The sequence below is a fragment of the Actinomycetota bacterium genome (assembly GCA_014360645.1).
Lineage (GTDB): Bacteria > Actinomycetota > Geothermincolia > Geothermincolales > RBG-13-55-18 > Solincola_B.
On sequence record JACIXD010000020.1, the window covers coordinates 1 to 18,237 of the forward strand.

The following is an 18,237-nucleotide window of genomic DNA, read 5'->3' on the forward strand; positions in this document are numbered from 1 at the left end:
CGTTTTCCGCTTCATTCGCAAGGTTCCCCATCTTTACCCCACCAGCATTGCTGTTATTGCTGTTCTGATACATATTTCAGCAATTCTAGCAAGTGATACTTGCTATTTGAAATGAGAAATCCGGGGTATATTAGTGCCTGTGGGCAAGGGCGGGATATCGGCTGATTCCCTTTGGCTTGACGGGAGGAGGGATGGCGGAATGCTCAAGGATGGCTGGCCGAGGGATGGGGTGATAGACGAATGGTTCAAGGGGGCCCTGGAGACCGCCTATGCCAGGAGGTATCCCAACCTGACGGCCATCTTCAAGGAGGGTTAGCCAGGTTCCCCGACCACGAAATTTTTATCTTTACCACCTTTGGGCAGAGATATACCCGGCGGAGATTGGACGAGGTGGTGCGCAAGATGGCCACCTCCCTCGAGGAGGATGACGGAATATAAAAGACTCCCTGCAGATATCCATGAGCGGAGGAACGGGGGCAAATATTGACTGTTATTAGGCGAAGCCCTGTTTGACGTCAACTAGATTTTCCCCTCGGTTGCTGTCCAGAAAAAGTAGGCGCCCCATCCCGACAACGCCTCGACACGCCATCTTAGGGTAGCCCGCCAGGCCCATAAGTACATCTTTCACAAAAGGGTCACCGCTTCTTGTCTCGAGCGGCGGCATGTTCTTTCTGAGCCAAGCCTCCGGGTTCCTCCTCGCCTCCCTTCGCAAGGAGGCCATGGCCGCCTCGGCCGCCTTCTCGTCTGCCCTCCTCCTCCTCCTCCTTGAGATAAAGTTGCCGAGCTCCCCGTTCTCCCTCAAGCTCGATGATCTTTCGCATGTGACCTGCGCCACGGGGCCTCCAGCTCATGCCCCGTTTCTTGAAGCGGTCGGCGGCGAGCTTGTCCACGTTGCCCTCGACGGCCCCGGGCGAGCGGTGGTCCTCCGCCGCCGGGAGCACGTCCCTCCGGTCCTGCAGCCAGGCCGCAAGGGAGGAGAGGTAGGCGATGGCCTCGGAGATCCGCCTCCTCTTCCCCTCGCCTCCGGCTTTTCCCAGGCGTCCCTCCAGGCCCTGTACGACTTCCGCAGCCTTGCCCTCCTTGGCCGGGGTAAAGAGACGGAAGGCCTCCTGGGAGAGCCCCAGGGCCCGGGCGAGCGACCTCGCCAGGTGGTGCCTAGGTTCAGAAACATGTTGGACACCTCCTATACTTGCCGTGTAGTAAGAAAAGCAGAGCAAGGAGGTGTTCAAATAAAGGGCTCGGTTGGAACCGCTACAAGTATCTACCACGCCAGACGCAGTACCATGGTCCCCGGATCGAACATTTGGGAGATCGCCCCTTTCCCCTTGTCGAACTTGCTTGGTTTGTCAGGATGATAGGGTGGTCTCTCAAACTTTTTCAACCCAAAACGCCTACTGAAACGTTACAGCATCTGAGGTCACGGCAGGTGGAGAGATAAGGCTCGCCAGTGGAGAAAGGAGGCCGTCATGTCGGCTTCGGGCAAGAGATCACCACGGTCTCCCGGTGCAAGGTTGCGGAAGATGACGTCGCTGGCAGCAGCGCTCCTGCCGGTCGCCCTCGTGCTTTCGACCTGGATCCCGGTGGTGGGGCATCGTCGGTGTGGAGCGAACCGGACTGGCGGTTCCCCGATACCGAACTCAACGAATACGCCCGGATAGCGGTGGATGGGTCCGGGGCGCCAAGCTTGTTCTGGTAAGGCTACAATAATACGGATTCGCACTACAGTATCTTGTACGTCACCGACGCGTCCCTCTATCCCGCTTCTTCTGCGGTCGGTCAGTGGGTGTAACAGGCGCTCGTCTCCCATCAGGAGGATTGTGAGTCCTACGATCCCATGATCGCGCAGGACCGGATGGAAGCTATAAAGTATATATCGCCCCCTTCACGTGGCGCTGATGCCCGTTGCTGGCGCGGACCCGGAGATGCTTACATGACGAGAGAGCCGGCGACACGACCTTAAACGCCGGCGCGCCCGGCGGGGCCGTTTCCCGGGAACCGAGAAACCGAGAAGAAAAACAACTCCTGCGAGGACCTGGCGCGATGCCCGGCCGGCAGGTCGGCATCCACGGTGTGGCCCCTGGTATCTTCCGGCAGGCCGTCGTTGGGTCCGGGCGCCTTGCTCGCCTTCGGTCGGTCCGAGGCTTGGGTTGCCGGTCCCAGTGAGAAGTACGGGCGCGGGCGTTTATAATGTTCCCATGCTGTACCGGCAGACGCTTCGAAGCCCGGTCTCCGTTCCGAGGGGGCGGGGGCTGGACGGAAAGGATGGTGCGTAAAAGATGGCGGTCAACGAGCCCGACCCGGGCGACATCTCCATGCTGGTCCCCGAGCCCGAGGACGACTTTTTCCTCCCCCAGGACATCATCGACCACCTGGAGCGCATCGAGAGGCTCTCCAGGAAACACCCGGTGAACGTCCTGGTGGCGGGCAAGCAGGGCTGCGGCAAATCCACCCTGGTGAGGCAGTTCGCGGCCAGGAACAGGAGGCCGCTTGCCACCTTCCAGGTAGGCATACTCTCAGAGCCGGGGCAGCTCTTCGGGGACATGAGGCTCAAGGACGGGGAGACCTATTACCGGCAGTTCCTGTTCCCCCAGGCCATACAGACCCCGGGATGCGTGATACATCTGGAGGAGATCAACCGCCCTGAGCACCCCAAGGCCCTAAACATGCTCTTTTCCGTTCTCGCGGAGGACCGCCAGGTATGGACGGACGAGCTGGGCCTGATCAAGGTGGCTCCCGGGGTAGTCTTCTTCGCCACCCTCAACGAGGGCGAGGAGTTCGTGGGGGTGGAGATGCTGGACGCCGCCCTGCGGGACCGTTTCTACGTCACCCTCATGGATTACCTGCCTCCCGACGTCGAGCGCGAGGTGCTGCGTAGGAAGACGGGGGTGGACGATGAGGGGGCGGCAGCCATCGTGGATATCGCCAACCGCTTGAGGGGGAACGCGCAGGAGCCGGTGATGGTCTCCACCCGCCATACCCTGATGATCGCGGAACTGGTGACCATGGGGTCTTCCATCCGGGAGGCCTTCGTGTACAGCCTCCAGGTGAGCAGGGATATCTTGGAATCCACCCTCCTCTCCCTGCACCTGGAGATGGGCTACGTAAAGAGCGATGACGGCAGGACCTACAGGCCGTACTGAGCCGGGCCGCCTCGCTGGCGGGGAGAGCGGAGCGCCCGCGCTCTCCGAGTTCTGGCGCGTGAACGCCTCCCAGCTGGAGGCCACGGAGCTGGCCAACCTCCTGCGCGCCCTGCGCAAGGTAGCGGGGACGCTGGGCACCAACATCGGCGACGTCGTCTACGCCGGCATGTCCGCCTCGCCTGGCGACATCGTCCTCGACCCCGAGTTCGTCATGGGGAGATATCCCGTCAGCCCCTGGAAGGTGGACTACTTGGTGGGGCTGGTGACGCACGAGGCGCTGCACGCGAGAGAGTGGAGCGGCCGTGTATGGAGCCGGGCTGGAGAGGCCGGGAAGGACCTGGACGCGCGGGAGAAGGTGGTCCTGAGCAAGATCATCCACGTGGGCGAGGACATATACGTCGATTCCCTCTGCAAGGGCTCGGTCCTCGGGCTTTACGTCCGTAAGGCGCGCATGGCGGCCATGCGGGACATGGAGAGCCGCCTAGGCAACTCGGATGTCTCGCTGGACGCCCTGGTGTACCTGTGGTGGTCGAGCGCGTGGGAGGAGGAGGGGGGGAGGAAGGATGCCGCCGTCTACCGCGAGGTGCTGGGGGTGCTCACGGAGATAACCCCGCGGCTGAGGGCGGTGGCGGAAAGCGGCAGGGGGGTGGCGGAGCGCTGTGAGATGAGGCTGGGGCTCTACCTCGAGGCCCTTGAGGGCATCAGGGATGCCGTGGCCGCATGGAAGATACTGGATGCAAGGGTACCTGGGGCCATCCTGGGAGCAGGCCCGGGCGGCCGGAATACCGGGGGCGGAGGCGGCGGAAAGGGTGCGGGGGCGGATGCCCTGCGCGAGGTGGAGGAGAAGCTGGCGGAGGAATCCGGGGATATCACCTCCCTCATCAGGAACGTGGTCGACGACCCGCGGCAGGAGGTGCTTCCCACCTGCATATGGAGCCTGAACATGCCGGCTTTGAGCGTGGCGGACGAGAGGCAGGCGAGCAGGATCAAGGCCATCATCTACCGCTATTCGGACCGCAAGGTCCTTTTGAGCCGCGGGCTCACCAGCGGCAGGCTGGACCGCAGGCGCCTCTACCGCGCCGCCATGAACGGGGCCTGTTTCATGGAGAGACAGCAGGTCCTGGAGCCGAGCTGGAGCATATGCCTGCTCATCGACGCCTCGGGGTCAATGGGAAGGGGCTCGAGCTGGAGGTTGGTGGAGACGGCGGTGGCCACCATGCACGAGGCCTTCAGGGGATCGGGGAACCGCCTGCAGGCGTGGGCATACTACGAATCGCACGGGGTATGCGTGCTCACCGGCCTGATAAGGGGCGATGAGCTCATGTCGGTATCCCCCATGGGGGAGACGCCCTCGGGACAAGCCATCATCGCCGCCGCCCACCTCATGCCCGGGGACAGGAAACGCAGGCTGATGATCCACGTGACGGACGGCGCCTGCAACGCCGGCTGCGACGTTCGCTACGGCATCGATTACTGCGGGGAGCGCGGCATCCAGCTCATCACCCTGGGGTGCGGCCAGGAGGACCGGCAGGTGATGCTGGAGCAGTACGGCAGATCGGTGCAGTTCATCGACCACCTCTCCCAGTTGCCGTCCGCGCTGGAGAAGCTCCTCAAATGGGCCTTCCAATATGGGGTCAGCCCCGGACATGGGACAAAGCGGCAAACACATCTCCCGGGGATGGCCGTGAAACCGACCGGATAAGAGTCTCCGCTCCTGCCTGGGAAGCCCACTCAATGCAGGAAAATATGATGTTTTGTGGGGAGGAACTTCGGTTCAAAGAAACACTAGCCCGTTCGGAAGCGGCTTCCGGTCGATCCGAGAAACCATGTGAGGGCTCCGGTTTTCGAAGATCGAAGATCTGACCCCATTGCATTATAATGGTGACGGGCGATAAGCCGAGCCGATACGCGGAAGGGTGACCGAGCTGGCCTAAGGTGATCGCCTGCTAAGCGATTGTGCGGGAGACCGCACCGTGGGTTCAAATCCCACCCCTTCCGCCACCGCCTCCGCGCCGGTGGGTGCCGCCGGCGCTTATATCTTATGGGGAGTCGGGGTGAAGGTCGGCATGCGCCGGGACCTCCGTGACGGTCAAAGAGAAGGGGCCGCTCTTCTGGCAAGGTCCGCGGGAGGCGAAACCCCCGGATCCCCCACGACGGGAGGATGATAGCGGGAACGCGCCGTGGGGTAGAATTGCATGGGGAACGTCACCCTGCGGTGGTTTCGGAGATGGGGAAAGGGAAAGTCATGGACGGCGGTAACGCGGCGCATCGCGCGCGGATCCACGCCGGGGATGCGCGGGGAAAGGAGGAGGCAGTGAGCAGGAGAAAGCGCGAAAAGCTGGATGCGCTGGAGGCGAAGCGGGAGAGGAAGGCGGCAAAAAGGGCGAGGGCGCGCAGGCGGGCCAGGAGGCTGCTCCTGCTGGCGCTCGCGGGAGGAGCGGCGGCGGCGGTGAGGAACGCGCAGAAAACCCGGCCTGCTCCCGGGAGCGGCACGGTTACCATGCGGGACGCGGAACCGGGGCCGCTGGCCTACATGATGGGAGAGATGGTAAAGGGGTTCCTGGCCATGCCATCCAAGAAAGCCCTGGCCGACAGGTTGAACGTGTCCGTGGCCATCCAGGACCTGGATCACCCGGAAATGGCGGCCACCATGGTCTTCAGAGGCAGCGACGTCGAGGTGGCCAACGGGGTGATCGAGGATGTGGACATCTACATCGGCACCGAGCTCGCCCTGCTCCTGAGCCTGTCCGGGGCCGGCAAGGGAAAGCAGATGCTGCAGTGGCTTAAGTCGGAGGACGGCAAGAAGGTGCTGAACGCGTTGAAGAGCGGGCGTTTCAAGGTAAAGGGCGCGCTCAAGAACGCTCCCCAGATGGCCCTCTTTCAGAAGTTCCTCACTCCCACGGGTTAGCGGCGGGCGATGAGGTTTAGCGTTCGCGGCTTCCGCGGGTGTTTTCCAGGATGCTCCGGACGGTGCTGCGCAGCTCCTCGAGGCTGAAGGGCTTGGTGACATAGGCGACGGCGCCGAGCTCCTCGCAGCGTCTCCTGTCGTCGCGCCCGGATTTGGCGGTGAGCATGATCACCGGGATATCCCTGGTCTCGCGGGCGGATTTCAACTCCTGCATGACCTGGAGACCGTCCATCACCGGCATCATGAGATCCAGGAGAATGACGTCCGGCCTTTCCTCGCGCGCGATGCGCAGCGCCTCCCTGCCGCTGTCCGCGAGCAGCACCTCGATGCCCGCCTTGCCCAGGTTGAGCTCGACCAGCCGCAGGAGCAGGCGGTCGTCGTCAACCACCAGGGCACTCGCCTTTTCGCACGCAGACATCTCAACCCCCGACTCTCATCCTGCACCCCCGGTAGCATATATTCCCAACCCCGCCATACGATAAACAGGTCCCCGGGCAACCGAGCGCGGTTGACCCGAGAAGGCGTGCTGCAGCGCGCACGAAGGAGGCGTTCCGGAGCATGGCCGCCCCGGCGACCGGCGGCCGCGTTGCCCCTCCCCGGTGATGGACGGCGCATCCGCCCCCCGGGAAGCGTGGGCAGAATAGGGATGGCGGGCGGGATGTCGTGCAGGCGAGGGCAGCACGGACAGGAGATGATGTCGACCTCGCGGCATGGAGGGCGCGTTGACAGCAAGATAGGCGTAGCATATCATATGACTGACTACCCAGTCGTTTTCCGATAATACTTTGGACAGAGGGCGCGCAGCATGAAAGCGGGCGCCGCAGAGACGGGAGATCGCGGTGGCGAAAGACAACCGGAGCTGGGACATCAAAAATCTGGTCCAGGCCTACGAGACGGAGACGGGGGAGAGCCTCTCCCGCCAGCAGGTGGCCCGCTATCTCAAGGAGGGGATACTCCCGCCGCCCGACGAGGGCGGCAGCTTTAACGAGAACCATCTCGAGCGTCTGCGCATGATCGGGTACCTGCGCTCCCGTTACGGGTTGTCCCTGCGCGACATCTCGGGTCTTTTCGGGATCATTGAGCAGACGAGGGAGGGTACGGCGGGAGAGGAAGCGGAGGAGCCGCAGGTGACCGACCGCCGGGACCGCATCATAGAAATCGCCACCCGGCTCTTCGCCGCCAAGGGGTACCACGGCACCACCATAGACGAGATCGTGCAGGCCACGGGGATAGCCAAGGGAACCTTCTACATCTATTTCGACAGCAAGGAAGAGCTGCTGGTGGAGGTGATCAGGAAGCTCATAGACGACACCCTGGGCAGGATCGACCGCGCCCTGGAACAGCGCGACGAGAAGGATTACATCGCGCGCATCGAGGCCAAGGGAGAGGAGTTGTTCAACCTCTATCTCACTCAAAGCGAGCTCCTCTACATGTTGCTGGGGGAGACGGTGGGCAACCCGCGCCTGCTGGCTCAGTTCAGGGAGGTCTATGAACAGCTCGCGGAGGGGATAGAGGAGGACCTGAGGCTGGGGGTGGGGGCGGGGGACATCTTTCCCTACCACGATCTCAAGACCGTGAGCTATGCACTGGTGGGCATGGGCCAGAGCATCGCCGTGCTGCTCGCGCAAGCGGACGAGAAACAGGTGAGGGCCGCGCGCAAAACGGTGCGCGAGCTGATGACCCGGGCTTTTGCTCCCGAACACGGGTCCTTTCCCGGCGGCGGGCGGAAGCCGGGGAAAAAAAGCGGGGCATAGGACCCCGGTTTCCGGCAAACCGGGGTCAGCAGGGAGGGAGGTGCTCCGGTTGGGATGCCGGAGCACGGATGAGGTCACACTCGGGAGGGCATCCGGGCCGTCCATGAGGCCGTCTATGGGAGGGAAGACCGTGCCATCTCGCCGGCCCTCACCCTTTACCCTCGTGCAGAGACCTATCAGGTAATCATGCTACCATAAGGTAACATTAAACGCAATGGCATGTATCTGTATATCATGCCGCCCGAAAAATGACAAGGGCCGGCAGCAGCGGCTGAGTCACCGTCTACATGCAATGCCGCCCGGGGGAAAGATGGGTCCGGTGGGGCGTCGGATTTTCGACCTTCCCCCCGTCACCGCGAGTCCCTATAATAGACGGAAGATTCGAGGACGGGAGGTAGGCGTAACCACTTGACCGAAAAGGCTTTGATCCTGCTCGAGGACGGGAAGTACTTCACCGGTACCCCCTTCGGAGCCCGCGGCACCGCCACGGGCGAACTCGTGTTCAACACCAGCATGACCGGCTACCAGGAGGTGCTCACCGATCCCTCCTACAAGGGCCAGGTGGTCACCATGACCTACCCCCTCATCGGCAACTACGGCGTCAACGACGAGGACCTGGAATCCCCCCGCCCCCAGGTGGAGGGCTTCGTGGTGCGGGAGTGTTGCCGCTATCCCTCCAACTGGCGGACCACCGCCTCCCTGGACGAATACCTCGCTGAGCACGGCATCGTGGGCATCGAGGGGGTGGACACCCGCGCCGTCACCCGGCACATCCGCTCCCTGGGGGCCATGATGTGCATCGTCTCCTCCGAGGACGCCGACCTGGCCTCGCTAAAGGCCAGGCTGGACGCCGCCCCCGGCTACGTAGGCGTGGACCTGGTGGCGGAGGTGACCTGCGGCGAGCCCTACCGCTGGGAGGACCCGCGCATCCCCCCCATGGGGCGCGGGGTACTGCCCGACGTCTCCGGGGGAGGGGAGCGCCCCCTACGGGTGGTGGCCTACGACTGCGGAATCAAGCGCAACATCCTGCGCATCCTCTCCCACCTCGGATGCGAGGTGGTGGTGGTCCCCGCGAACACCCCCGCCTCCCGGGTGTTGGGGATGGGGCCCGACGGCATTTTCCTCTCCAACGGGCCGGGCGACCCGGCGGCGGTGACCTACCTCATCGAGGAGGTGGCCAAGCTGGTGGGGGTGAAGCCCATCTTCGGCATCTGCCTGGGCCACCAGATCCTGGGGCTGGCCCTAGGAGGGCGCACCTTCAAGCTCAAGTTCGGGCACCGCGGCGCCAACCAGCCGGTGAAGGACCTGCGCCGGGGCAACATCCTCATCACCGCCCAGAACCACGGCTTCTGCGTGGACCTCTCGGCGGTGGAGAGGGATACCGAGCCCACCTTCATCAACCTCAACGACGGCACCCTGGAGGGGTTCCGCCACCGGCGCTATCCAGCCTATTCGGTGCAGTTCCACCCCGAGGACTCGCCCGGGCCCCACGACGCAGTCTACCTCTTCGGGGACTTTATCCGCGACATGCGCGCCGCGAGGGGTGAGGGCCGTGCCTGAGACCCGGAACAAGCGCGCGCATTCGCCATGGCTCGCAGCGGCAAGCCCCATCCGAGGTGAGTCCCATGCCTAGGCGCACGGACATCCACAAGATCCTCATCATCGGCTCCGGGCCCATCATCATCTCCCAGGCCTGCGAGTTCGACTACTCCGGCACCCAGGCCTGCAAGGCCCTGCGCGAGGAGGGCTATGAGGTGGTGCTGGTGAACTCCAACCCCGCCACCATCATGACCGACCCCGAGATGGCCCACCGCACCTACGTGGAGCCCATCACTCCCGAGGTGGTGGCGCGCATCATCGAGAAAGAGCGTCCCGACGCCCTCCTGCCCACCCTGGGAGGACAGACGGGGCTCAACACCGCGGTGAAGGTGGCGGAGGCGGGCGTGCTCGAGCAGTACGGCGTGGAGATGATCGGCGCCAACTACCAGGCCATCCGCAAGGCAGAGGACCGTGACCTCTTCCGCTCCGCCATGGCCTCCATCGGCCTGGACCTGCCGCGCTCCGGCCTCGCCCATACCATGGACGAGGCGCGCGCAGCCGCGGCGGAGCTGGGCTTCCCGGTGATCATAAGGCCCGCCTTCACCCTGGGGGGCACGGGCGGCGGGGTGGCCTTCAACGCCGAGGAGTTCGAGCGCATCGCCTCCGCGGGGCTGGAGGCCTCCATGATCTCGGAGATCCTCATCGAGGAGTCGGTGATCGGGTGGAAGGAGTACGAGCTGGAGGTGATGCGCGACCTCGCGGACAACGTGGTCATCATCTGCTCCATCGAGAACTTCGACGCCATGGGCATCCACACCGGGGACTCCATCACCGTGGCCCCCGCCCAGACCCTCACCGACCGCGAGTACCAGCTCATGCGCGACGCCGCCATCGCCATCATCCGCGAGATCGGGGTGGAGACAGGGGGGTCGAACATCCAGTTCGCCGTGGACCCGCGCGACGGACGCATGGTGGTCATCGAGATGAACCCGCGCGTCTCCCGCTCCAGCGCCCTGGCCTCCAAGGCCACCGGCTTCCCCATCGCCAAGATCGCCGCCAAGCTGGCGGTGGGCTACACCCTGGACGAGATCCCCAACGACATCACCCGCGAGACCCCGGCCTCCTTCGAGCCCACCATCGACTACTGCGTGGTGAAGATACCCCGCTTCACCTTCGAGAAGTTCCCCGGCGCCGACCCCACCCTGGGCATCTCCATGAAGTCGGTGGGGGAGGTGATGGCCATCGGGCGCACCTTCAAGGAGGCGCTACAGAAGGGCATCCGCTCCCTGGAGGTGGGGCGCTTCGGACTGGGAGGAGATGGAAAAGAGTCCCTGGACCCGGAGAGCCTGGCCGACCCCGCGGCGCGTGAGGAGGCGATCTCCCTGGTGCGCGAGAAGCTCACCACCCCCAACGCCGAGCGCCTCTATTACCTGCGCTACGGGTTCATGCTGGGGATGAGCGCGCAAGAGATGTACGAGCTCTCCCACGTCGATCCCTGGTTCCTGGAGAACATCAGGGAGATCGTGGACATGGAGCGGGGGCTGCGCGGCCGCGGGCTGGAGGAGCTCGGGGACGAGGAGCTCTTTCGCGCCAAGTCCTTCGGGTTCTCGGACGTGCTGCTGGGGTCCCTGCTCGGCTGCGGCGAGCAGGCGGTGCGCGAGCGTCGGCGTGCCGCGGGCATACGGCCCTGCTACAAGCTCGTGGACACCTGCGCGGCGGAGTTCGAGGCCTACACCCCGTATTATTACTCCTGTTACGAGCGGGAGGAGGAGCCCCTGGCCGGCCCCCACGCCTCCACGGAGAGGCCCAAGGTGATGATCCTGGGCGGCGGGCCCAACCGCATCGGGCAGGGCATCGAGTTCGACTACTGCTGCGTGCACGCCTCCTTCGCCCTGCGCGAGGAGGGGTACGAGTCCATCATGGTCAACAACAACCCCGAGACCGTCTCCACCGACTACGACACCTCCGACCGCCTCTACTTCGAGCCCCTCACCCTGGAAGACGTGCTGGAGATCATGGAGCGGGAAAAGCCCGAAGGGATCATCGTGCAGTTCGGGGGCCAGACTCCGCTGAACCTCGCCGTGCCGTTGATGCGCGCGGGAGCCCCCATCATCGGCACCAGCCCCGACTCCATCGACCGCGCCGAGGACCGCGACCGCTTCAAGGCCCTCCTTCACAAGCTGGGGCTGCGCCAGCCCGAGAACGGCACCGCCCGCTCCTACGGGGAAGCCCTGGAGGTGGCCCACCGCATCGGCTACCCGGTGGTGGTGCGGCCCTCCTATGTACTGGGAGGCCGGGGGATGGAGATCGTCTACGACGACCATTCCCTGGAGGAGTTCATGTCCGGCGCCACCGACATCTCCCCCGACCACCCCGTGCTCATCGACAGGTTCCTGGAGGAGGCGGTGGAGATCGACGTGGACGCCGTCTCCGACGGGCGCGACGTCGTGGTGGCGGGGGTCATGGAGCACATCGAGGAGGCGGGCATCCATTCCGGGGATTCCGCCTGCGCCATCCCTCCCTTCTCGCTGGGAGAGGCCATGGTGGAGGAGATCAAGGAGGCCACCCGTGCCCTGGCGCGTGAGCTGGAGGTGGTGGGGCTGATGAACGTGCAGTACGCGGTGAAGGACGAGCTCCTCTACGTGCTGGAGGTAAATCCCCGCGCCTCCCGCACCGTCCCCTACGTGTCCAAGGCCACGGGGGTGCCCTGGGCCAAGGTGGCCACCAAGGTGATGGTCGGCAGGAGCCTGCGCGAGCTGGGCATCGCCCGCGAGGTGGAGGTAAGACACATCGCGGTCAAGGAGGCGGTGCTCCCCTTCAACCGCTTCTTCGGGGTGGACACCATCCTGGGCCCGGAGATGCGCTCCACGGGGGAGGTCATGGGCATCGACCGCGACCTGGGCATGGCCTACGCCAAGTCGCAGATCGCGGCGGGGTCGCTGCTGCCCAGGGAAGGGAACATCTTCATCAGCGTCAAGGACGCCCACAAGCGAGAGATCGTCCCCATAGCGCGCCGGCTCTCCGAGCTGGGGTTCGGGATACTGGCCACGCGGGGCACCTCCGAAGTGCTGCGCAACCACGGCGTGGCGGTAATGGAAGTGAACAAGATGCACGAGGGGCGACCGCACGTGGTGGACTACATGAAGAACCGCGAGATACAGCTCATCATCAATACCCCTTCCGGGAAGCGCCCGCGTACCGACCAGTGGTCCATCCGCAGCTACGCCGTGCTCTACAACATCCCTCTCATCACCACCCTGAGCGCGGCCCGCGCCGCCCTCAACGGCATCGAATCGCTGCTCAGACAGGGCCTGGAGGTGAAGCCCCTCCAGGACTGGCACGGATAAAGCCGGGGGCCCGTGAGGGATTTTGAGGGCCCGGCTCTGCTCGCGGTCCTCGAGCTTTGAGCATGAAATAGGCCGCGGTGGCCCCATGTTGCTGGTGGGGGCCGGGAGCAGCGCATACAGGGAACCGCCGTCCGCGCCGGCGCGGCGCAGAAGCTCATTCTTTCGGGGTGAGGACCTTGCTGAACAGGAGCGGCGTCGCCGCGTCGTAATACTCCAGCGAGAGGACGTGTCCGTCCCACTCCCCGCCCCGGGGCATGTTCCCTCCCCAGAAAACGAGCTCCACGCTGCGGGTGGAGGAGGGAGGAACCGCTGTGGTGCTCAAGGGGGCGTCGGGGCACGAGGAGCGGTACTGCATGGGCGTGAAGGTCCTCTGCCTCTCCAGCGCGGCCGGGTCTTTTTTCCTCACCAGGACGAGGTGAAAGTCCTGCGGGTAGAGCTCCACGGTGCGAGTGCTCCGGTTGAAGGCCTCCAGCTTCACCAGCAGAATCCTCGTCCCTCCCGCCTCCGTTACCGTGCACTCGCCCACGGTAAAGCGGACGTCGGGGGCCCCCACTAGGGCTCCCGCCACCTTCACGTCGCCGCGGTCGATGTCCGCCGCGAACACGAACCACAGCGCGAATCCCAGGATGATGACGGGGATGAGGAGCCCTACGAAAAAACGCGACGAAAACAAAACCCCACCTCCCTGTCTTTGTCTCCCGGGGCGTGGGCAGTTTTTGTTTCCGCTCTTAGCAGCCTCTTTTCCTATATAACTATATAATAAATCGTACTAACCCGCATTTATCATATCAAATCCCGAAGGACTACTAGCTAGCTTTGCTAACCATGCATCAGAACAGGCCTGTTGGCGATATGGCTACTTCGAGAGGAGAAAACCCAATGGGTGAAGGCGAAAACGGGCGCCTTAGACTTGATTTCGACCGCCATCTGAGACTGGAATTCAGGGGTGCCAAGGCCACCACAGACGCGGGATTGCTGGCGGTGAGAGAACTGGACGGGGCGCTGGGACTCACCGATATGGCGGGGGCGATGATACAGGACGGAAGGACGGGCAAAAACATCAGGCACCAGATGACGGGGCTACTCCGCCAATCAGTTTACGCCAGGCTGGCCGGATACGAGGACGTGAATGACCACGAGCGCCTCTTCCGTGACCCCGCCATGCGGGCTGTTGTCGGGAAGAAGGCCTTGGAGAGAAACGCAGCGAGCCAAAAGACCGTATCCCGCTTCGAGGCCGAGACCTTAGCCAAGGAGGAGAACATAAGAGCGCTTGCCGCCATCAACCACGCCTGGGTGGCCAGGGCGATGCGCGTCACCAAGGGCAATAATGTCATCCTGGACATGGACTCACAGGAGTCCCCGGTGCACGGCAGCCAGGAGGGATCGGCCTACAACGGGCATTTCTGCTCCCGCTGCTATCACCCGCTTTTCGTCTTCTGCCAGCATGGCGACTGCGAAGGGGCGATGCTGCGTCCCGGCAACGTCCACTCCGCCGACGGCTGGCGGGATCTCCTGGAGCCCATCGTAGACAGATACAGGGCCTTAGGCAGAAAGCCGTACTTCCGGGGAGATGCAGCCTTCGCCTCCCCTGATATGTATGAATACCTAGAGGAGGAAGGCATCCTCTACGCCATCGGGATCAAGGCCACCGGCAGGCTGTATGAGGAGATAGACCATCTCCTGACCCGCCCGGTGGGCAGGCCGTCCGCCAGGCCCGAGGTAATCTATCATGACTTCTCCTACCGGGCGGGCTCCTGGGACAGGTCCAGGAGGATCATCGCCAAGATAGAGTGGCATCAAGGCGAGCTCTTCCCCAGGGCGGGGTTCATCATGACCAACCTCAAGGGGAAGCCGAAGAGCGTGGTGAGGTTCTACAACCAGCGGGGCAGATGCGAAAACCATATCAAGGAAGGCAAGTACGCCCTCTCCTGGACCCGGCTATCCTGCACCAGGTACGCAGCCGACCAGGTGAGGCTGGCCCTTTTCGTGCTGGCCTACAACCTGGGCAACTTCCTCCGGCGCTTCGCCCTTCCCGCAAAGATATCCCACTGGTCGCTCTCGAGCGTCCAGCTCAAACTGATCAAGATCGGGGCCAAGGTCATTAATCATTCCAAAAGGACGGTCTTCCAGATGGCGGAGGTGGCCATATCGGGGGAGTTATTCGCCGAGGTCCTTGTCCGCATCAGATCCCTGGCTGCAGCCTTCACCTGAGGCAACGGATAACGAGAGGAACTGAATATGGAACACGCCGTAAGCGCTCAAGCTTCCCCGGATATCGCTGAAATTGCAGCTCTAGGCGCGAAAATAGGAAAGAGCATCATGGGGAAAGAAGAATGCCGGGGCTTTGACGTTTTGACTTACCTGAATTTGGGTAGAAATATGATGCCTGGAGGTGTATATGGGAAATCTCGGAACAAATTTCTAACATAAACAAGTATTTCCCATATACACCTCCTAATGTCGATATTATACCATCCAACAGGCAAGCTGACGCAGGTAGAAGACCTTGGGTTTCAGCGAGGGTCTGCCCACAGGCCTCGTCGTCAGGTGGTCTATTTCCTCGTGTGGCCTGCTGCTTGCCTTTGTCCGCATGGCGTAGAGGATGCCTTCATTCTCCAAGTATTCGTAGATATCCGGGATTATAGGAGTCCATACAAGAGGCGCGATCTTCATAAAATTGGGCCGAGCCCCAGCGACAAGTGCTATACGCAAAACTCCCACTCCTTTGAAATCATGGTTTCGTCTCTACATCATGGGGACTTGGTCTGTCCCAAATGCCCGGCATGAGCAGTATGGCGCAGGTTATAAGCTGACGTCATCGAGCACACTGGCAAGCTCTTTTGCAGATTTATCCCAAGTATATTTTGATATCTCAGATTCTATGCCTTTGAACTCAAGCCGGCCCGTCTTTTTAAACTCATCGATCATCTCCCTAAGGGCTGACTTTACCTCGGACTTATCTGAACAGGCATATCCAGCATTTGTTTTTTCGATCAGGCTGCGAAGAAGCCCTTCCCTGTTTGTTATAGCGATGATCGGGCGTCTCGCACCGAGATACTCAAAGACCTTACCGCCATAGAGCTTCGAAGTGTAAGGATCACTCCACTGAATTATTAGTAACGCAGTCGATTCTAGCTGTTTTCTTAGCGCCTCTGAGCGTACAACTACATCATGAATCTCGACAATTTGCGGGTTCTTGACTCCCATTCCGCGCATCTCAAAACGGTTTTCTCCCTAATTATCCACCGGGCTGGGGACATCGGCGATAGGCGCTTTCGGGAACGCCGAGCAGGGCAAGAACCTGCTTCTGCAGCTCGGTCAAATCGGGTTCGAACCGCTGAACCTCACGCCCGTTTTGCAGAAGCGTATGCCTCTCGACCAGGCTGAAGAGACGGAATATCTGTTCCGAGGTGGGCCGGTGGTTCGGCCTCTCCTCCGGGTAGAGGGGGATGTCCTCGATACCCTCCCTCTCCATGGCCTTCCGCAGCTCGCGCTCGATGAGCGTACTTACGAGCAGGGCGGCGAAGAAAAGGAAGAACAGGACCTCGATGCGGCCCTCGTCCTTGAGGAGAACCGGCGCTATCTCCAGGACCGATTTTACCTGGCTGAAGCGCTTCTCGATCATGGGCTGGCGCTTGTGGGCCTCGAGGACCTGCCCGGGAGTGAGGGACCTGTCGTTGCTGAGCAGCGGGTACATCCCGTCGCTTCTGCGGTCGTAGGCCACCGCCTCCTCGTCGAGGGCCCAGGTGATCTCCCACTCGAGCTTGGTCTTCCTCACGAACTTGGTGTCCGGGCCTGGACGCCCCGGCCGGTCCTGGCAGAACGAGTGCTCGGCAGTGGCAGCAAGCGAAACCCGGAGGTAGCGCGCCACGCGCCATCTCTCCAGGATATCGTCGATGGCCCTCTGCACCTCGTAGCGCGAGCGCTTGCGAGCCCGGGGGCCCAGCTCCCGCCGGGCGAGGTCGTCCAGCTCCTGAGAGGCCGAGGCGATGCGGTCGGTGCGGGCCTGGGTCTGGTGGATGCGCAGCAGCGAGCTCAAGACCCAGGTCACCGGCCATCCCTCCCCCGAGGGCAGGTGATGCCTCCAGACAAACCAGCGGTCCCGGGGCAGCCCCTTTCCCCTCGGCTTCTCCCGATCGATCACCTTCTCCCAGGCGGGCTCGTGATCCTGCACCCACTCCCGGAACAGCCTGTCCTCGATGCGGCTGCGGGGCAGGACGGTGACCAGGCGGCCACCATGACCGTCGATGTAGTCGAGGGCGTCTTCATTGCAAAGCTTTCCGTCCGCGACGTAGAGGAAGTCCGATCTGCCGCACGCCCGTACCAGCGCCTCCCAGGTCTCCTCATGGGCACGGGAATCCGAGGCGTTGCCCGCCTCGCAGCGGAACATGACCGGCACCCCCCCGTCGGCGGTGGAGGTGAGGATGAAGAGCAGCTGTTTTAAGTCCGGCCGCCTGTCCTTTGAGTAGCCGTAGGTGATGAAGGGGGCGCGCTTGCCCCGGATGCTCCTCCCCCTGGCCCGCGCGTACTGGCCCGAGAACTTCACCGTGGTGGAGTCGTTGTGCAGCTCGGATAAGGAGAGGGAGAAGCGTTCCGCGGCCGCGATGACCATCTCGGTGAGGAGGCTCCCCCGGTCCGCGTCAAAGAGCCGGTCCAGGGCCCTGCCACACATGTCGTCGGTGATCCTTTCCGCTTCTTCCGGCGCGAGCGAGAAACCCTCCGGCGCGTAGGTCGAGACCACCTCCCCCAGGCGGTAGATGGGCTCCCGCTCGCATACGATGGAGCGCAGCAGCACCCCGAGCCTTCCGGCATAGGTGAGGGCGCAGCGGGGATCTGTAGTGGGGACGGCGCGATCGAGGAGCTCCTCCAGCCCGAGGCGGGCGGTGAAGTGGTTGACGAGGGGCAAAGGACCCAGGCGCTCGCTCGCAAGCTCGAAGGACCCTTGCTCCATGCTCCCCCCTTGACTCCTCTCTCTACTTGCTATACTATAATAGCAAGTTTAAGCTTTTGTCAAGAGGTCACGGGATGAAGGAAGAAGAGAGGCAAGGTAAAGGCCGCATAGAGGAGATCAAACGCAGGATATCCGCTATGGACCTTGTCTGCGCGGGCACGCTGCAGAGGCGCATGAAGACCTGCGGCAGGTCCTACTGCCGGTGTACCTCCGACCCCAAGGCGCTGCATGGCCCCTACTACGAGTGGACCCGCTACGTGGACGGCCGCCTTGTCCACAGGACGCTGTCGCCGGAGCAGGCGGAGATGCTCGAGCAAGCTATTGCCAACCACCGTAAGATAAAAGCCCTCCTCGACGACTGGAAGCACGAATCAGCCGAGATCATCCTTGGGGCGAAGAAGGCAAAAGGCTAGCTGAGCTGGGAACTTAATTCGGAGAAAACTCTTCGGAGATGCGCGGAATGGGAGTCCAGCTGTTAGGAAAAATTGAAAAGTAGACACTTTAAAATTCAAAAGTGGACCCTGGGAAACTCTCCCAATGGATAGACTATCGATTTGACCATCTTATCCTTCCACCATATCCTGATCTCCATGGCGCC

General features: G+C 62.8%; 13 protein-coding genes and 1 tRNA gene. 9 read left to right on the forward strand and 5 right to left on the reverse strand.

Features of this window, described 5'->3' with window-relative positions:
* Window positions 1-635: 635 nt before the first annotated feature.
* Window positions 636-1,229: a hypothetical protein gene (locus H5T74_14235; protein MBC7231535.1), complete on the reverse strand. Its 594-nt coding sequence runs from the start codon at window positions 1,227-1,229 to the stop codon at window positions 636-638.
* A gap of 1,047 nt (window positions 1,230-2,276) precedes the next feature.
* On the opposite strand from H5T74_14235, the gene H5T74_14240 reads away from it, so the two are divergent.
* The 4 genes from H5T74_14240 (at window position 2,277) to H5T74_14255 (ending at window position 6,048) form a co-directional block, all read left to right on the forward strand.
* The gene (locus tag H5T74_14240) at window positions 2,277-3,140 is read left to right on the forward strand and encodes a MoxR family ATPase (protein ID MBC7231536.1); all 864 of its coding nucleotides are present in this window, start codon (window positions 2,277-2,279) and stop codon (window positions 3,138-3,140) included.
* Entirely contained in the window at window positions 3,112-4,842 is a 1,731-nt protein-coding gene (locus tag H5T74_14245; GenBank protein ID MBC7231537.1) for a VWA domain-containing protein, read from the forward strand. The genes H5T74_14240 and H5T74_14245 overlap by 29 nt, the downstream gene beginning before the upstream one ends.
* Before the next feature lie 208 nt (window positions 4,843-5,050).
* Window positions 5,051-5,141 (forward strand) — tRNA-Ser (locus H5T74_14250).
* Between the two features lie 313 nt (window positions 5,142-5,454).
* Entirely contained in the window at window positions 5,455-6,048 is a 594-nt protein-coding gene (locus tag H5T74_14255) for a hypothetical protein (protein MBC7231538.1), read from the forward strand.
* Between the two features lie 16 nt (window positions 6,049-6,064).
* Here H5T74_14255 and H5T74_14260 read toward each other — a convergent pair whose 3' ends face one another.
* Entirely contained in the window at window positions 6,065-6,466 is a 402-nt protein-coding gene (locus H5T74_14260) for a response regulator (protein ID MBC7231539.1), read from the reverse strand.
* Between the two features lie 421 nt (window positions 6,467-6,887).
* On the opposite strand from H5T74_14260, the gene H5T74_14265 reads away from it, so the two are divergent.
* The 3 genes from H5T74_14265 to carB all read left to right on the forward strand — a co-directional run bounded on the left by H5T74_14265 (window position 6,888) and on the right by carB (window position 12,688).
* Window positions 6,888-7,802: a TetR family transcriptional regulator gene (locus tag H5T74_14265; GenBank protein MBC7231540.1), complete on the forward strand. Its 915-nt coding sequence runs from the start codon at window positions 6,888-6,890 to the stop codon at window positions 7,800-7,802.
* Window positions 7,803-8,210: 408 nt separating this feature from the next.
* On the forward strand, window positions 8,211-9,362 hold the full coding sequence (carA, locus tag H5T74_14270; GenBank protein MBC7231541.1) for a glutamine-hydrolyzing carbamoyl-phosphate synthase small subunit: 1,152 nt from the start codon (window positions 8,211-8,213) through the stop codon (window positions 9,360-9,362).
* 65 nt (window positions 9,363-9,427) lie between these two features.
* Window positions 9,428-12,688, forward strand: a complete 3,261-nt coding sequence (carB, locus tag H5T74_14275; protein MBC7231542.1) for a carbamoyl-phosphate synthase large subunit — start codon at window positions 9,428-9,430, stop codon at window positions 12,686-12,688.
* Between the two features lie 154 nt (window positions 12,689-12,842).
* Here the strand turns inward: carB and H5T74_14280 are convergent, their stop codons facing one another.
* A complete protein-coding gene (locus H5T74_14280) occupies window positions 12,843-13,361 on the reverse strand; it encodes a hypothetical protein (protein MBC7231543.1) in 519 nt (172 codons plus the stop codon).
* Window positions 13,362-13,567: 206 nt separating this feature from the next.
* Here H5T74_14280 and H5T74_14285 point away from each other — a divergent pair, with 206 nt between their 5' ends.
* Window positions 13,568-14,899 carry an IS1380 family transposase gene (locus tag H5T74_14285; protein MBC7231544.1) on the forward strand — a complete coding sequence of 444 codons (1,332 nt, stop codon included), beginning with the start codon at window positions 13,568-13,570 and terminating at the stop codon, window positions 14,897-14,899.
* Window positions 14,900-15,490: 591 nt separating this feature from the next.
* Here H5T74_14285 and H5T74_14290 read toward each other — a convergent pair.
* On the reverse strand, window positions 15,491-15,895 hold the full coding sequence (locus tag H5T74_14290; protein ID MBC7231545.1) for a hypothetical protein: 405 nt from the start codon (window positions 15,893-15,895) through the stop codon (window positions 15,491-15,493).
* Window positions 15,896-15,926: 31 nt separating this feature from the next.
* A complete protein-coding gene (locus H5T74_14295) occupies window positions 15,927-17,639 on the reverse strand; it encodes an IS1634 family transposase (protein MBC7231546.1) in 1,713 nt (570 codons plus the stop codon).
* Between the two features lie 74 nt (window positions 17,640-17,713).
* Between H5T74_14295 and H5T74_14300 the strand changes: the two genes are divergently transcribed.
* Window positions 17,714-18,052 (forward strand): hypothetical protein, encoded by a 339-nt coding sequence (locus H5T74_14300; protein ID MBC7231547.1) that lies wholly within the window; start codon window positions 17,714-17,716, stop codon window positions 18,050-18,052.
* The last annotated feature ends 185 nt before the right edge of the window (window positions 18,053-18,237 follow it).

What these genes read in the sequence shown, in the direction of transcription:
- H5T74_14240 (MBC7231536.1), top strand. Translation starts at nt 2,277, where the DNA reads ATGGCGGTCAACGAGCCCGACCCGGGCGACATCTCCATGCTGGTCCCC.
- H5T74_14245 (MBC7231537.1), top strand. Translation starts at nt 3,112, where the DNA reads ATGACGGCAGGACCTACAGGCCGTACTGAGCCGGGCCGCCTCGCTGGC.
- H5T74_14260 (MBC7231539.1), bottom strand. Translation starts at nt 6,466, where the DNA reads ATGTCTGCGTGCGAAAAGGCGAGTGCCCTGGTGGTTGACGACGACCGC.
- carB (MBC7231542.1), top strand. Translation starts at nt 9,428, where the DNA reads ATGCCTAGGCGCACGGACATCCACAAGATCCTCATCATCGGCTCCGGG.
- H5T74_14285 (MBC7231544.1), top strand. Translation starts at nt 13,568, where the DNA reads ATGGGTGAAGGCGAAAACGGGCGCCTTAGACTTGATTTCGACCGCCAT.
- H5T74_14290 (MBC7231545.1), bottom strand. Translation starts at nt 15,895, where the DNA reads ATGGGAGTCAAGAACCCGCAAATTGTCGAGATTCATGATGTAGTTGTA.
- H5T74_14295 (MBC7231546.1), bottom strand. Translation starts at nt 17,639, where the DNA reads ATGGAGCAAGGGTCCTTCGAGCTTGCGAGCGAGCGCCTGGGTCCTTTG.
- H5T74_14300 (MBC7231547.1), top strand. Translation starts at nt 17,714, where the DNA reads ATGAAGGAAGAAGAGAGGCAAGGTAAAGGCCGCATAGAGGAGATCAAA.